We start from the raw sequence: 14,675 nt of genomic DNA on the forward strand, positions 1-14,675 counted from the left end.
CGGCCCCGCCCACCACGTCGTACAGGAAACCCGTTCCGCAACGGGCAACCCGCTTCGACCTGCTCCTACAGCACGGGCAGGTTCTTCCGCAGTTCGAACGCCGTGACCTCGGAGCGGTACTCCTCCCACTCCGACTTCTTGTTGCGCAGGAAGAAGTCGAAGACGTGTTCGCCGAGGGTTTCGGCGACGAGGTCGCTGCGCTGCATCAGGGCGAGTGCCTCGCCGAGGTTCTGCGGGAGGGGCTCGATGCCCATCGCGCGGCGCTCGGCGTCCGTGAGGGCCCAGACGTCGTCCTCGGCGCCCGGCGGCAGCTCGTAGCCCTCCTCGATGCCCTTCAGACCGGCAGCGAGCAGGACCGCGTAGGCCAGATAGGGGTTGGTGCCCGTGTCGATCGAGCGGACCTCCACCCGGGCCGAGCCGGTCTTGCCGGGCTTGTACATCGGGACGCGGACCAGGGCCGAGCGGTTGTTGTGGCCCCAGCAGATGTAGGACGGGGCCTCGCCGCCCGCGCCCGCGGTGCGTTCGGAGCCGCCCCAGATGCGCTTGTAGGAGTTCACCCACTGGTTGGTGACCGCGGAGATCTCCGCCGCGTGCCTGAGCAGTCCGGCGATGAAGGAGCGGCCGACCTTGGAGAGCTGGTACTCCGCGCCCGACTCGTAGAAGGCGTTGCGGTCGCCCTCGAAGAGGGAGAGGTGGGTGTGCATGCCGGAGCCCGGGTGCTCGGAGAAGGGCTTCGGCATGAAGGTCGCGTGCACGCCCTGCTCCAGCGCCACCTGCTTCATGACCAGGCGGAACGTCATGATGTTGTCGGCGGTGGAGAGCGCGTCGGCGTAGCGCAGGTCGATCTCCTGCTGGCCCGGCGCACCCTCGTGGTGGGAGAACTCGACCGAGATGCCCATGGACTCCAGCATGGTGATCGCCTGGCGGCGGAAGTCCATACCGACGTTCTGCGGGGTGTGGTCGAAGTAGCCGGAGTTGTCGGCCGGGGTGGGGCGGCTGCCGTCCAGGGGCCGGTCCTTCAGCAGGAAGAACTCGATCTCCGGGTGGGTGTAGAAGGTGAAGCCCAGGTCGGAGGCGCGGGCCAGGGCGCGCTTGAGGACATAGCGCGGGTCCGCGAAGGAGGGGGAGCCGTCCGGCATGAGGATGTCGCAGAACATGCGGGCCGTGCCGGGCGCCTCGGCGCGCCAGGGCAGCACCTGGAAGGTCCCCGGGTCCGGCTTGGCGATCATGTCGGACTCGTAGACCCGTGCGAAGCCCTCGATGGCGGAGCCGTCGAAGCCGATGCCCTCGTCGAAGGCCTGCTCCAGTTCGGCGGGGGCCACGGCGACGGACTTCAGGAAGCCCAGCACGTCCGTGAACCACAGGCGTACGAAACGGATGTCGCGCTCCTCCAGTGTCCGGAGCACGAACTCCTGCTGCTTGTCCATCTTCCGCTTCCCCATCCTTGCTGGTCAGGCCGCCTGTCGCCGATACCCACGGGAGAGACGGTCGGGCACCTGAGCATCCCACCACACAACCGTTTCGTCCGCGTTGCGGACCTTGATCGCCGGCCCGGCGAGGGGTCCGTGCGGCAGGTGTTCCGCTCTGCCGCCCATCTTGCCTGTTCGAGCGCCCGTACGTAACGGCCGGCCGCGTGGACGGGCCACTCCCGTCGGGTTCCGGCCCCGTTCACAGCCTTCTCTTAAACTTGAATCTGAGATGCAAGTTTTAGTAGCGTGGCGGCAGCCGAACAGGCGGCCCCGCCCCTGTGCAAAGGAGTTCCGATGCTGTCCGAGCAGTCCGCAGCCACCGTGCGCGCCACCCTTCCCGCAGTCGGCGCCTCCCTCGGAGAGATCACGGAGCGTTTCTACGACGGGCTGTTCGCCGCCCACCCCGGGCTGCTGCGGGACCTCTTCAACCGGGGCAACCAGGCGGCCGGCACCCAGCGCCAGGCGCTGGCGGGCTCGATCGCCGCCTTCGCCTCGGCCCTGGTGGCCCACCCGGACCGGCGCCCCGACGCGATGCTGGACCGCATCGCCCACAAGCACGCCTCCCTGGGCATCGCACCCGAGCAGTACGAGGTCGTCCACCGGCACCTCTTCGCGGCCATCGCGGAGGTGCTCGGCGACGCGGCCACCCCCGAGGTGGTGGCGGCCTGGAACGAGGTCTACTGGCTGATGGCGAACGCGCTGACCGCGATCGAGAAACGGCTGTACGCGGCGAGCGGGCAGAGAGGCTGGCGGACCTGGCGGGTCGCCGGGCGTGTCGAGGAGACCGCGGACGTCGCCACCTTCCAGCTCCGCCCGGCCGACGGCGGACCCGTCCCCGAGTTCCGCGCCGGGCAGTACGTCTCCGTCCGGGTCGCGCTGCCCGACGGGGCCCGGCAGATACGCCAGTACAGCCTCTCCGCGGCCCCCGGATCGCCGCTGCGGCAGATCAGTGTGAAGCGGGTGCAGGGCCGCAGCGGCCCCGACGGCGAGGTCTCCGGGCACCTCCACGCACGGGTGCGCGAGGGCGACACCGTGGAGCTGTCCGCGCCGTACGGCGATCTCGTCCTGGAGGCCACGGACGCCCCGCTGGTGCTCGCCTCGGCCGGGATCGGCGTGACACCCATGGTCGCCATGCTGGAGCAGCTCGCCCGTACCGGCCACACCGCCCCGGTCACGGTGGTGCACGCGGACCGCTCCCCCGCGGCCCACGCCCTGCGCGCCGAGCACGAGGGCTTCGCGGGGAAGCTGCCGGAGTGCGCCGTGCACTTCTGGTACGAGCAGGACGCCCCCGCCGCCGCGCACACCGGCCGGATCGACCTCTCCGCGGTGGCGGTCGCCCCCGGCACCCGCGCCTATCTGTGCGGTCCGCTGCCCTTCCTGCGGGCCGTGCGCACCCAGCTCCTCGACCGGGGCGTGGCACCCGCCGACATCCACTACGAGGTGTTCGGGCCGGACCTCTGGCTGGCCCGGGACTGAGCGACCGGGTAACCGTCCGGATGCCGGAACGGCCTCAGGGCGCCCGGGAGATCTCCAGCAGCAGCGGTCCCGTCGGCGCGGCCACCATGTCCTGGACCGTCACCGGGTCCAACGTCGCGAAGAACGCCTCCTGGGCCCGGCGCAGCGCCCCCCGCAGTCGGCAACCGGTGTGCAGGGGGCAGGGCGTGGCGCCCTCGCAGTCGACGACGTCGCCGTCCCCCTCGAAGGCGCGGACCACCGCGCCGACCGACGCCGTACGCCCCTCCTCGCTGAGCGCGAGGCCGCCGCCCCGGCCGCGGCGCGCCACCAGCAGGCCCATGTGCTGGAGTTCGGCGACGACCTTGGCGGCGTGCGTGTAGGGCACGTCCATGCTCTCGGCCACTGCACGGGTCGTGGGGCTGGACCCGTCCGCGACGGCGAGCCGCATCAGGACGCGCAGTGCGAGATCGGTGGAACGCAGCAGTCGCATGCCGCCAGCGTAAATCGCCGGGGCAAATAATGCGCATCTCGTGTTCACATTATCGGCGCGCAGGCCCCGCTCGGATCATGGGTGAAGGTCCCGCTCGGATCATGGGCGTGTCCGTTCGGTGTCCCGGCCTTCCGGCCCCACTAGCATCGGCGGTCCCGAACCTCCCTTCCCGCTAAGGACCGACCATGGGTTCCGCCAGTCAGAGCGGCTCCGCCGAGCGCAAGGCCCGGATAGAGGAAATGCGTCGTACAGAGAGCGCCCGGCAGCGGCGCAACCGGATCCTCACGATGACGGCCGCCGCGCTGGCCGTCGGCGGTCTCGTCGTCGGCGGGGTCGTCCTGCTCCAGTCGCAGAACGGCGACCGGGCCGCCGCGGCGACCGACGCCAAGGGCGGCACGGCCGGGGCCAAGGGCGATGCGACCGGGGCCGCGAAGACCACCCCGGGCCACTTCGTCACCGGCGCGGACGGCGTCCGGACCTGGACGGGCACGCTGAGCCGCACCCACACCACCCGGCCCGTGACCTATCCCATGGAGCCGCCGGTCGGCGGCGACCACAACCCGGTGTGGCAGAACTGCAACGGCAACGTCTACACCCAGCCCGTCAACAACATGAACGCCGTGCACTCCCTGGAGCATGGGGCGGTCTGGGTGACGTACAACGGCAGGGCGGCGAAGAAGGATGTCGACGCGCTCGCCGCCAAGGTGCGCAGGACGCCGTACACGCTGATGAGTCCCGTCGCGGACCAGAAGGATCCGGTCATGCTCACCGCCTGGGCCCACCAGCGCACGGTGAAGGGCGCCGACGACCCGGCGGTGGACCGGTTCCTCGCCGCCTATGTGCAGGGCGACCAGACGCCCGAGCCGGGTGCCCCCTGCACGGGCGGGCTGGGCGGATGAGGCACGTCGGCTGGATCACCGGGGCCGCGGCGGCGGCGCTCGTGGCGGCCGGGGCGATCACCTACGCCGCCGCCGAGGACACCACGCCCGCCCGGAGCGAGGTGCCCGCCGCGGACTCCGCGGACGCGGGCTTCGCCCGGGACATGGCGGTCCATCACCAGCAGGCCGTGGAGATGTCGTTCGTCGTGCGCGACCGCACCGGGAACGAGGAGGTGCGGCGGCTCGCCTACGACATCGCGCAGACGCAGGCCAACCAGCGCGGGATGCTGCTGGGCTGGCTCGATCTGTGGGGGCTGCCCAAGGTGTCCGCCGAGCCGCCGATGACCTGGATGGGCATGGGCGGCATGGCCTCCGGCAAGGACGGCGCGCTGATGCCGGGCATGGCCACCAACACCGAGCTGAAGAAGCTGAACACCCTGCGGGGCAAGCAGGCCGAGATCCTCTACCTCCAGCTGATGACGGACCATCACAAGGGCGGTGTGCACATGGCCGAGGGCTGTGTCGCCCGGTGCACCGTGGGCGCGGAGAAGCGGCTCGCCCAGGGCATGGTGGAATCCCAGCAGTCGGAGATCCAGCTGATGGCGACGATGCTCGGGGAGCGGGGCGCGAAGCCGCGCGACTGACCGGCGCGGGGCGCAGCCGCACGACCGATCGGCGCAACGCACACAGCCCCGCGACCGATCGGCGCAGGGAACACAGTCGCGCGAGCGATCGGCGCAGGGCGCACAGCCACGCGACCGATCGGCACGAGGTTCGGGGAACGGGGGCGCGGGGCAACGTAGTTGAACGGCGCGCGGCGGCGGCAGAGGGCTCCGGGAGCCGCCGCAAGGACCGCTCTCGGATTGCAATCCGGCCGTAACACAAGGGGGTTCTGCCAAACCCGGGCAAATGCCCCCTATCCGTGGCCGCTTGGTCTTCTCTTGGCTTTTTCATTCCCCTGGCATGAACAGTTCATCGACAGAGTTGCCCCCACGCGTGATCCATTCACCGCACCGTCACCGCGCGGTTGTCTCCGCGGATCACCGACCGACCACACATGCGACGAACCGCATCGCAGGGGGTTCTATGAGATCCAATCGCGCCAAGGCGCGCGCCGGGGTGAGCCTGGCAGCGACGCTGCCGCTGCTCACCGGCGCACTGGCGCTGGGCATACCCGCGGCTCACGCCGCGGACAACCCCGGCCGGGCCATGATCGCGGGCACCCAGCCCGCGTGGGCCACGGCCAAGGCGGACAAGGGCGCGACCGCGGGCAGTGCCCAGGTCTCGGCCCGTGTCTATTTCGCCGGTCGCGACGCCGCCGGCCTCGCCGCCTACGCGAAGGCCGTCTCCGACCCGCACTCGCCGCTCTTCGGCAAGTACCTGAGCACCCAGCAGACGCAGGCACGCTACGGCGCGACCAAGGCCCAGGTGGCCGCGGTCAAGTCCTGGCTGAAGTCCTCGGGCCTGAAGGTCACCGCCGTCACGCAGCACTACGTCGCCGTCACGGGCGACGCGTCCGCCGCCGAGAAGGCGTTCGGCACGAAGCTGCACAACTACACCAAGGGCTCGAAGACCTACCACGCGCCCTCGAAGGCGGCCTCCGCGCCCGCGGCCCTCAAGGGTGCCGTCCTGACCGTCACCGGCCTGGACAACGCCCCGCACAAGGCGGACCACAGCGACCAGCTGCCGCCGCCGGACGCCGTGTTCAAGAACGCCGGGCCGTTCTCCTCGTACTACGGCTCGAAGATCGCGAAGACGCTGCCGGACGCGTACGGCACCAAGATCCCGTACGCCGTCCAGGGCTACACCGGCAAGCAGCTGCGTGCCGCCTACGGCGCCGGGAAGTACACGGGCAAGGGCGTCCGGATCGCCATCACCGACGCCTACGCCTCGCCGACCATCGCCTTCGACGCGGCCACGTACGCGAAGAACAACGGCGACGCCGCGTTCACCACCAGCCAGCTGCACCAGTCGCTGCCGGACGCGTACACCCGGATCGACGAGTGCAAGGCCTCCGGCTGGTACGGCGAGGAGACCCTCGACGTCGAGGCCGCGCACGCGGTCGCCCCCGCCGCGAACATCACCTACGTCGGCGCCGCGTCCTGCTACGACGACGATCTGCTCGACTCGCTCAGCAAGGTCGTCGACAACCACCTGGCCGACATCGTCTCCAACTCCTGGGGCGACGTCGAGGCCAACCAGACGCCGGACCTGGCCGCGGCCTACGACCAGGTCTTCCAGTTCGGCGCGGTCGAGGGCATCGGCTTCTACTTCTCCTCCGGTGACAACGGCGACGAGGTCGCCCACACCGGGACGAAGCAGGTCGACACCCCCGCCAACTCGGCCTGGGTGACCGCGGTCGGCGGCACCTCGCTGGCCGTCGGCAAGGGCGACAAGTACCTGTGGGAGACCGGCTGGGGCACCGAGAAGGCCACGCTGTCCGCGGACGGCAAGAGCTGGACGGGCTTCCCGGGCGCCTTCACCTCGGGCGCGGGCGGTGGCACCAGCAAGAACGTGCCGCAGCCCTTCTACCAGAAGAACGTCGTCCCGAAGGCGCTGGCCACGGCGAACAGCGCCGCCGGCAACCGCGTCGTCCCGGACATCTCGGCGATCGCCGACCCGAACACCGGTTTCAAGGTCGGCCAGACCCAGACCTTCCCGGACGGGTCGCAGCAGTACAGCGAGTACCGCATCGGCGGCACCTCGCTGGCCGCCCCGGTGATCGCGGCCGTCCAGGCCCTGGCGCAGGAGGCCAACGGCGGTAAGGCGATCGGTTTCGCCAACCCGGCGATCTACGCCAAGTTCGGCTCGAAGTCGTTCCACGACGTCACGGACAACCCGACGGGCTCCGGCCTCGGCGTGGTGCGCGTGGACTACGTGAACGGCCTCGACGCGACCGGTGGTCTGAGCGTCTCCGTGCGCAGCCTCGGCAAGGACAGCTCGCTCCAGGCCGTCAAGGGCTACGACGACGTGACCGGCGTGGGCACGCCCGCCCCGGGCTACGTCGACTCCTGGCACCACTGACCGGCGGCTCGTCGCGGTAACCGCGTCGCGCCCGTCCCCTTCGGGGGGCGGGCGCACGTGTGTGCGGGCCCTGCGGCCCCCGTACCGCGCGTGGGATGGGCCACACCCCATTGCGTCGCTCTGACGATTACACTGGGCGGGTGCCTCAACTTCGCCTCGCCCTGAATCAGATCGACTCGACCGTCGGAGACATCGCCGCCAACACCGAGGCGATCGTCCGCTGGACCCGGCACTCCGCCGACCAGGGAGCGCACCTGGTGGCGTTCCCGGAGATGGCGCTCACCGGATATCCCGTGGAGGACCTGGCCCTGCGGTCGTCGTTCGTCGAGGCCTCACGCGCCGCCCTCACGGATCTCGCCGGGCGCCTGGCCGCCGAGGGCCTCGGGGAGCTGCCGGTGGTCGTCGGCTATCTGGACCGGTCCGAGAGCGCCCAGCCCCGGTACGGCCAGCCGGCCGGTGCCCCCCGGGACGCGGCCGCGGTGCTGCACCGCGGCGAGGTCGTCCTCGCCTTCGCCAAGCACCACCTCCCCAACTACGGCGTCTTCGACGAGTTCCGCTACTTCGTGCCCGGCGACACCATGCCCGTGGTGCGACTGCACGGGATCGACGTCGCGCTCGCCATCTGCGAGGACCTCTGGCAGGACGGCGGCCGGGTGCCCGCCGCGCGCAGTGCGAGGGCCGGTCTGCTGCTCTCGATCAACGCCTCCCCGTACGAGCGCGAGAAGGACGACACCCGGCTGGAACTGGTGCGCAAGCGCGCGCAGGAGGCCGGGTGCACCACCGCCTATGTCGCCATGATGGGCGGCCAGGACGAGCTGGTCTTCGACGGGGACTCGATCGTCGTGGGCCCCGACGGCGAGGTGATCGCCAGGGCGCCGCAGTTCACCGAGGGCTGTGTGGTGCTGGACCTCGACCTGCCGGCGGCGCACCCAGACGCGCCGGAGGGTGTCGTCGACGACGGGCTGCGCATCGACCGCCTGGTGCTGTCCGAGGAGCCGCTGCCCGCCTACGAGCCCGAACTGACGGGCGGCTACGCGGAGCGCCTCGAGGACGACGAGGAGGTCTACTCGGCGCTGGTCACCGGCCTGCGGGCGTATGTGGCGAAGAACGGCTTCCGGTCCGTCCTCATCGGTCTCTCGGGCGGTATCGACTCGGCGCTGGTCGCGGCGATCGCCTGCGACGCGGTGGGCGCCGAGAACGTCTACGGCATCTCGATGCCCTCGAAGTACTCCTCCGGGCACTCCCGGGACGACGCGGCGGAGCTGGCCCGGCGCACCGGACTGCACTTCCGTACGGTGCCGATCGAGCCGATGTTCGCCGCCTATATGGACTCCCTCGGGCTGACCGGCCTTGCGGAGGAGAACCTCCAGTCCCGGCTGCGCGGCACGCTGCTGATGGCGGTCTCCAACCAGGAGGGCCACATCGTGCTGGCGCCCGGCAACAAGTCGGAGCTGGCGGTGGGCTACTCCACCCTGTACGGCGACTCGGTGGGCGCGTACGGCCCGATCAAGGACGTGTACAAGACGTCGGTCTTCGCGCTGGCGCGGTGGCGCAACCGCGCGGCGGCGGAGCGCGGCCAGACGCCGCCGATCCCGGAGAACTCGATCAGCAAGCCGCCGAGCGCGGAGCTGCGCCCGGGCCAGGTGGACACGGACTCGCTGCCCGACTACCCGGTCCTGGACGCGATCCTGGACCTGTACGTGGACCGGGACCAGGGCGCGGACGCCATCGTGGCGGCGGGCTTCGACCGCGACCTGGTGGTGAAGACGCTCCGCATGGTCGACACGGCCGAGTACAAGCGCCGCCAGTACCCGCCGGGCACCAAGATCTCCCGCAAGGGCTTCGGCAAGGACCGCCGCCTCCCGATCACCAACCGCTGGCGGGAACGGGCGTAACACCACCACCGCGTCGCGGGGGCGGGGGGGGCCCCCCCGCCCCCGCGGCGGGGGGGGGGGGGGGGGGGCCCCGCCCGCCCCCCCCCCCCCCCCCCCGAACACCACCCGGGGGCGGGACCGGGCGAACCCCCCCCCCCGCGGCGCGCCCCGGGGGCCCCCCCGGGGCCCGCGGCGCGGTCGTGTGCGGGTCGGCTCAGCCGGGCGCGCTCAGCCGGGGACGTTCTCGATGTGTTCCGGGTGGTCCGGGACGTGGGTGGCGATCAGGCGTTCCCGGGCGGGGGCGGTCGTGCTGCGGCGGCGGTCCACCGTGTAGGCGAGGGCTGCCACGGCGAGGCCGAGGACTGCCAGGGCCGCGCCCGCCGGGGCCGGGGAGGTGACGCCGAACCCCGCGGCCAGGGCGAGGCCGCCGATCCAGGCGCCGCCCGCGTTGGCCAGGTTGAAGGCCGCCTGGTTGGCCGAGGAGGCGAGGGAGGGGGCCGCGGACGCCTTCTCCATCACCATCAGCTGGAGCGGGGAGCCGGTGACGAAGGCCGCCGTGCCGAGCAGCACCACGGCGAGGGCCGCGCTCCACTCGGCGCGCATCAGCAGCGGGAAGAACCCGAGCACCACGGCCAGCGCGGCCAGGCCGCCGAAGAGGGTTCCGCGCAGGGAGTGGTCGGCGAGCCGTCCGCCCGCCAGGTTGCCGATGGTCGCGCCCACACCGAACAGGGCCAGCAGCAGGGTCACGCTGGCGTCCGCGTATCCAGCCGCGTCCGTCAGCATCGGTGTGATGTAGCTGTACGCGGCGAACAGCGCGCCGAAGCCCGCCACCGTCGTGCCCAGCGCCAGCCAGACCGGCAGGGAGCGCAGGGCAGCGAGTTCGCCGCGCAGTCCGGCCGCCGTGGTGTGGGTGTGGTCGTGCGGAATCAGGAAGTGGAGCGAGGCGATCGCGGCCAGGCCGATCACGCCGACCCCGAGGAAGGTGGCCCGCCATCCCAGGTGCTGCCCCACCAGGGTGGCGACCGGCACCCCGGCGATGTTCGCGACCGTGAGGCCCATGAACATCAGCGAGACGGAGCGGGCCTTGCGCTCGGGGGCGACCAGCCCGGTGGCGACGACCGCGCCGACGCCGAAGAAGGCGCCATGCGGCAGCCCGCTCACAAAACGGGCGGCCAGCAGCGTGTCATTGCCGGGCGCCAGGGCCGAGAGCGCGTTGCCCGCCACGAACAGGGCCATCAGTCCGATGAGGACCGTACGGCGGGCGAGCCGCGCGGTGACCGCCGCGAGCAGCGGCGCGCCGATCACCACACCGAGCGCGTACGCCGAGACCAGATGCCCGGCGGTGGGGATGGATATGTGCAGGTCGTCGGCGACATTGGGCAGCAGGCCCATGATCACGAACTCACCGGTGCCGATGCCGAAGGCGCCCACGGCGAGGGCGAGCAGGGCAAGGGGCATGAGGGACCTTTCGAACGGGATGTCGTACAGGAGTCAAGTTCTCGATTCGTAAGTTCCTGTACGGAACAAAGGCTCTCATGCCCAGTATTCCCGGGGCCAGGGCCCGATCCGGAGGATCATCACGCGCGGCCGGGCGCAGTCACCCGTTGCCGGGCCGGGCCGCCGGGAACGGTCAGGAGTCCGTGCCGATTTTCACCCTCGCCGCGATCGGGAGGTGGTCGCTTCCGGTGCGCGGGAGGGTCCACGAGCTGACCGGCTCCACCCCCCGGACCATGATCTGGTCGATCCGCGCCATCGGGAACGACGCGGGCCAGCTGAACCCGAAGCCGCTGCCCACCGCGCCCTGGGTGGAGCGCAGCTGCGAGGTGACGGCGTTCAGGGCGCGGTCGTTCATGGTGCCGTTGAGGTCGCCCAGCAGGATCACCCGGCGCTGCCCCTCATCGGCGATGGCCTCGCCGAGCGCGTCCGCGCTGGTGTCGCGTTCCCGCGCGGTGAACCCCGCCGCCAGCTTCACCCGCACCGAGGGCATGTGGGCGACGTACACGGCGACCTCTCCGGCGGGCGCGGCGACGGTGGCCCGCATCGCGCGGGTCCAGCCCAGCTTGATGTCCACGGGCCGCACATCGGTGAGCGGGTACTTGCTCCACAGGCCGACCGTGCCCTGCACCGAGTGGTACTTGTACGTCGGCGCCAGCGCCCGCTCGTAGACCGGGACCGCGGAGGCCTTCAGCTCCTCCAGGGCCAGCACGTCCGCTCCGGAGGCGGCGACATCGCGGGCCGTGCCGGAGGGGTCGGGGTTCTCCGCGTTGACGTTGTGGGTGGCGACCGTGAGATCGCCGCCGCTGCCGGTCTTGTCGCCGAGCAGCCCCCCGAAGAGGTTCAGCCAGACCAGCGCCGGGAGCAGCACGGCGATCAGCGCGGTGGCCGACCTGCGCACCAGGGCGAGGATCAGCAGCAGCGGGACGCCCACCACTCCGAACCAGGGGAGGAACGTCTCGGTGAGGCTGCCGAGGTTGCCGATGTCATTGGGGATCCTGGCGTGCACCAGCATGACCAGCGCGAGCAGGACGGCCAGCGCGGCCGGCACCATGCCGCGGCGCCAGATGCCGCGGTCGTGGCGCAGGGTTCTCATCAGGCGCCGGAGCCGGGTTCCCGGGCGGTTCGGTCCCGTGCCTCCGGGACCCGTCTCCGTCATGTACGCCTGCGCCATACGTCGCCCTCACACCTTGCCGTGCTCACCGTCGCCCCCCGGGTTATGACCCTAGGGGATGATCGGCTCCGATCCTGCCGTCCCATGACGGCCGTACGCCGACGAGGACGTGGAAGGCGGTACCGGGAGTTCCGGTGAGCGGCACGAGAGGGGTCTCCTGTGACGAAACCCGCACATACGGGCGAGTAACCCGTGGGCCCGCCACGGGGTTGGGGGCGGACCTCAGGAGCTGACGGGCCGTAGCCCTTCCAGGATCGTGTCGACGACCCGCTCGGCCAGGCCTTCTTCGAGCTCGGCGCCGGGACGCAGCACGGAGCGCACCAGCAGGGGGCCGACCAGGATGTCGTTCATCAGCTCGATGTCCACGTCACCGCGCAGCTCGCCGTTCTCCTGCCCGCGGCGCAGGACTTCGAGTCCGAGGCGGCGCCGGGGGGCGACCACAGTGGAGTGGTAGGCGGCCCAGATCTTGGGGCTGCTCTTTATCTGGGCGTTCACCGTGCGCAGGATCGCCGAGGAGCGGCTGGCGAGGCCGCGCTGCCGCAGCGACTCCAGCAGCAGGACGAGGTCCTCGCGCATCGAGGTGCCGGGCAGTTCGGGGTCCTCGGGCTCGGCGGCGCGCAGCACGTCGACGAAGAGGTCCTCCTTGCTGCTCCAGCGGCGGTAGATGGTCGCCTTGCCGACGCCCGCGGTGCGGGCGATGCGCTCTATGGAGAGGTCCGCGAGGGGCACGCCCTCCTCCAGGAGCTTCATCACACCCTCGGTGATGGCCCGTTCGACGGCCTCGCTGCGGGGGCGTCCCCGTACGGGGCAGTCCTGGTGCGACCGGCTTTCGGCGAGGGTCACGTTCAACTCCGTCCTTGCTTGCTGGGGATCATCCTCCCCCGTGCGCGTCGGGGCCGGACAGGGCACCCGCCCGGTGACCGGCCCCGACGCGCCGTCAGGCATGTGTCAGTGGTCCGCCGCCACCAACTCCGCCTCCTTGCTGCCACTCTGCCCCGCGGGCGCCTTGCCGGGCAGGAAAAGCGCCACCACGATCACGCCGATCACGGCCACGCCCGAACCCCACAGCGCCGTCACATGCATGGCGTGCAGGAAGGCGTCGTTGGCGGGGGTGACCAGGGCCTTGCCATTCGGGCCGAGCTTGGCGGCCACGCCGAGCGTCGCCTCGATCGACTCGCCCGCGGTGTGCCGGACGCCCTCCGGAAGGAAGGCGAGCTTGTCCTGAATGCCGTTCCGGTACGAGGTGGAGAGCACCGAACCGAGGACGGCGATGCCCAGCGCGCCGCCGACCTGGCGGAAGGTGTTGCTGAGCGCGGACGCGGAGCCCGCCTTCTCGCGCGGCAGGGCCTGCATGATGACCACGCTGGTCGGGGTCATGATGTGGGCCATGCCGGTGCCCATGAGGAAGAAGACGACCTCCAGGATCCAGATCGGCGTGTCGGCCTTCAGGGTGGCGAAGGCGGCGAGCATCGCGGCGATGAGGATCATGCCCGCGGTGGTGGTGGCCCGGTTGCCGAACCGCTCCACCAGCAGCCGGGCCCGCGGCGCGAAGATCATCTGCGCGGCGGCCAGCGGCAGCATCAGCAGGCCGGTCTGGAGCGGCGAGTAGCCGCGGACGCTCTGGGTGTAGAAGACCGAGAAGAAGGTCACGCCCATCAGCGCGAAGAAGACCAGCGCGATCGCGGCGATGGCGGCGGAGAAGACCTTGTTCTTGAAGTAGGTGACGTCGATGGACGGGTGGTCGCTGCGCTTCTCGTGGAACACGAAGAACGCGAGGACGGCGAGACCGGCGGCGATCGTCGCCAGCACCTTGGCGTCGGTGAAGTCGGCGAGCTGGCCGCCCTTGATGATGCCGTAGACGAGCAGGACCAGGCCGATGACCGACAGGACCACACCCACGGGGTCGACCCGGCCGGGGCGGGGGTCGCGGGAGTCGGGGACCAGCCAGAGCATCAGGCCCAGCGCCACGATCACGATGGGCACGTTGATCAGGAAGACGGAGCCCCACCAGAAGTGCGCGAGGAGCACGCCGCCGGTGATCGGGCCTATCGCGATGGCCAGGCCGACGCCGCCGGCCCAGATGCCGATGGCCTTGGGCTGCTCGTCGCGCTCGAAGACGTTCATCAGGATCGCGAGCGTCGCGGGCATCACAAAGGCCGCGCCGAGGCCCATGACCGCGCGGAACGCGATCAGCTGGGTGGGTGAGCCGGACTCGGCCGCGAGCGCCGAACCGGCACCGAACACGACCAGACCGGCCAGCAGGGTCTTCTTGCGGCCCAGGCGGTCGCCGAGGAGGCCCGCGGTGAAGAGCAGCCCGGCGAAGACGAGGGTGTAGGCGTTGATGGCCCACTCCAGCTCACTCTGGGTGGCGCCGAGGCCGGTCGGCGCCGGGGAGGAGATCGTCTTGATGGCGACGTTCAGGATGGAGTTGTCGAGCACGACGATCAGCAGGCTGAGCATCAGAACGCCGAGGATGGCCCACCGGCGCCGGTGCACCGCCTCCGGCACCCGCCGTTCGACAGAGGCAGCTGGAGTAGTCATGGCCATGAGCGTAGGGGACTTAGGAAACGGAACCGTCTCGTATCGTAAAGTCTTTACGGAGACTGTGAACTCTTTACGGAAAGCTTAGGCGCGAGTCGGCCTACTAGGGTCTTTCGTTTGGATCGGGCCGGATCAGGGAGCGGGGTCTGGTGCCGTGCCTCGCAAGGCGGAGGAGGGCGTCATGGCGGAGCCATGGCAACCGACGACAACCCGGCGAGGCGCGGTGCCAGGGCCCGCGAGCCCGGCATGATTCACACGAGAGGCCCTATAGCCGCC

At 71.1% G+C, this 14,675-nt stretch carries 11 protein-coding genes; 5 read left to right on the plus strand and 6 right to left on the minus strand.

The window, feature by feature from the left end; translation table 11 throughout:
* Positions 1-65 precede the first annotated feature (65 nt).
* Positions 66-1,427, minus strand: a complete 1,362-nt coding sequence (gene glnA, locus ACIHAA_RS15370; protein WP_399817113.1) for a type I glutamate--ammonia ligase — start codon at positions 1,425-1,427, stop codon at positions 66-68.
* Positions 1,428-1,763: 336 nt separating this feature from the next.
* On the opposite strand from glnA, the gene ACIHAA_RS15375 reads away from it, so the two are divergent.
* Positions 1,764-2,945 carry a globin domain-containing protein gene (locus tag ACIHAA_RS15375; RefSeq protein WP_399817114.1) on the plus strand — a complete coding sequence of 394 codons (1,182 nt, stop codon included), beginning with the start codon at positions 1,764-1,766 and terminating at the stop codon, positions 2,943-2,945.
* Between the two features lie 34 nt (positions 2,946-2,979).
* On the opposite strand, the gene ACIHAA_RS15380 is transcribed toward ACIHAA_RS15375, so the two are convergent.
* The gene (locus tag ACIHAA_RS15380; protein ID WP_399817116.1) at positions 2,980-3,414 is read right to left on the minus strand and encodes an RrF2 family transcriptional regulator; all 435 of its coding nucleotides are present in this window, start codon (positions 3,412-3,414) and stop codon (positions 2,980-2,982) included.
* Between the two features lie 185 nt (positions 3,415-3,599).
* Between ACIHAA_RS15380 and ACIHAA_RS15385 the strand changes: the two genes are divergently transcribed.
* The 4 genes from ACIHAA_RS15385 to ACIHAA_RS15400 all read left to right on the plus strand — a co-directional run bounded on the left by ACIHAA_RS15385 (position 3,600) and on the right by ACIHAA_RS15400 (position 9,211).
* On the plus strand, positions 3,600-4,313 hold the full coding sequence (locus tag ACIHAA_RS15385) for a DUF3105 domain-containing protein (protein ID WP_399817118.1): 714 nt from the start codon (positions 3,600-3,602) through the stop codon (positions 4,311-4,313).
* Entirely contained in the window at positions 4,310-4,936 is a 627-nt protein-coding gene (locus ACIHAA_RS15390; RefSeq protein WP_399817119.1) for a DUF305 domain-containing protein, read from the plus strand. The genes ACIHAA_RS15385 and ACIHAA_RS15390 overlap by 4 nt, the downstream gene beginning before the upstream one ends.
* Before the next feature lie 442 nt (positions 4,937-5,378).
* Complete coding sequence (locus ACIHAA_RS15395) at positions 5,379-7,316, plus strand: protease pro-enzyme activation domain-containing protein (RefSeq protein ID WP_399817121.1); 1,938 nt, start codon at positions 5,379-5,381, stop codon at positions 7,314-7,316.
* Between the two features lie 140 nt (positions 7,317-7,456).
* A complete protein-coding gene (locus ACIHAA_RS15400; RefSeq protein WP_399817123.1) occupies positions 7,457-9,211 on the plus strand; it encodes an NAD+ synthase in 1,755 nt (584 codons plus the stop codon).
* A 207-nt stretch (positions 9,212-9,418) separates the two neighbouring features.
* Here ACIHAA_RS15400 and ACIHAA_RS15405 read toward each other — a convergent pair whose 3' ends face one another.
* From ACIHAA_RS15405 to ACIHAA_RS15420, 4 genes are all read right to left on the minus strand, one after another.
* A complete protein-coding gene (locus ACIHAA_RS15405) occupies positions 9,419-10,648 on the minus strand; it encodes an MFS transporter (protein ID WP_399817125.1) in 1,230 nt (409 codons plus the stop codon).
* 172 nt (positions 10,649-10,820) lie between these two features.
* The gene (locus tag ACIHAA_RS15410; RefSeq protein WP_399817127.1) at positions 10,821-11,780 is read right to left on the minus strand and encodes an endonuclease/exonuclease/phosphatase family protein; all 960 of its coding nucleotides are present in this window, start codon (positions 11,778-11,780) and stop codon (positions 10,821-10,823) included.
* 300 nt (positions 11,781-12,080) lie between these two features.
* Positions 12,081-12,701, minus strand: a complete 621-nt coding sequence (locus ACIHAA_RS15415) for a TetR/AcrR family transcriptional regulator (RefSeq protein WP_399817129.1) — start codon at positions 12,699-12,701, stop codon at positions 12,081-12,083.
* 105 nt (positions 12,702-12,806) lie between these two features.
* Entirely contained in the window at positions 12,807-14,399 is a 1,593-nt protein-coding gene (locus ACIHAA_RS15420) for an MFS transporter (RefSeq protein WP_399817131.1), read from the minus strand.
* Positions 14,400-14,675 lie beyond the last annotated feature (276 nt).

The sequence above is a fragment of the Streptomyces sp. NPDC052040 genome (assembly GCF_044548405.1).
Lineage (GTDB): Bacteria > Actinomycetota > Actinomycetes > Streptomycetales > Streptomycetaceae > Streptomyces.

Bases quoted from the DNA above. Each gene is read 5' to 3' on its own strand.
- glnA (WP_399817113.1), bottom strand. From the start codon at position 1,427: ATGGACAAGCAGCAGGAGTTCGTGCTCCGGACACTGGAGGAGCGCGAC.
- ACIHAA_RS15375 (WP_399817114.1), top strand. From the start codon at position 1,764: ATGCTGTCCGAGCAGTCCGCAGCCACCGTGCGCGCCACCCTTCCCGCA.
- ACIHAA_RS15380 (WP_399817116.1), bottom strand. From the start codon at position 3,414: ATGCGACTGCTGCGTTCCACCGATCTCGCACTGCGCGTCCTGATGCGG.
- ACIHAA_RS15385 (WP_399817118.1), top strand. From the start codon at position 3,600: ATGGGTTCCGCCAGTCAGAGCGGCTCCGCCGAGCGCAAGGCCCGGATA.
- ACIHAA_RS15390 (WP_399817119.1), top strand. From the start codon at position 4,310: ATGAGGCACGTCGGCTGGATCACCGGGGCCGCGGCGGCGGCGCTCGTG.
- ACIHAA_RS15395 (WP_399817121.1), top strand. From the start codon at position 5,379: ATGAGATCCAATCGCGCCAAGGCGCGCGCCGGGGTGAGCCTGGCAGCG.
- ACIHAA_RS15405 (WP_399817125.1), bottom strand. From the start codon at position 10,648: ATGCCCCTTGCCCTGCTCGCCCTCGCCGTGGGCGCCTTCGGCATCGGC.
- ACIHAA_RS15410 (WP_399817127.1), bottom strand. From the start codon at position 11,780: ATGAGAACCCTGCGCCACGACCGCGGCATCTGGCGCCGCGGCATGGTG.
- ACIHAA_RS15420 (WP_399817131.1), bottom strand. From the start codon at position 14,399: ATGACTACTCCAGCTGCCTCTGTCGAACGGCGGGTGCCGGAGGCGGTG.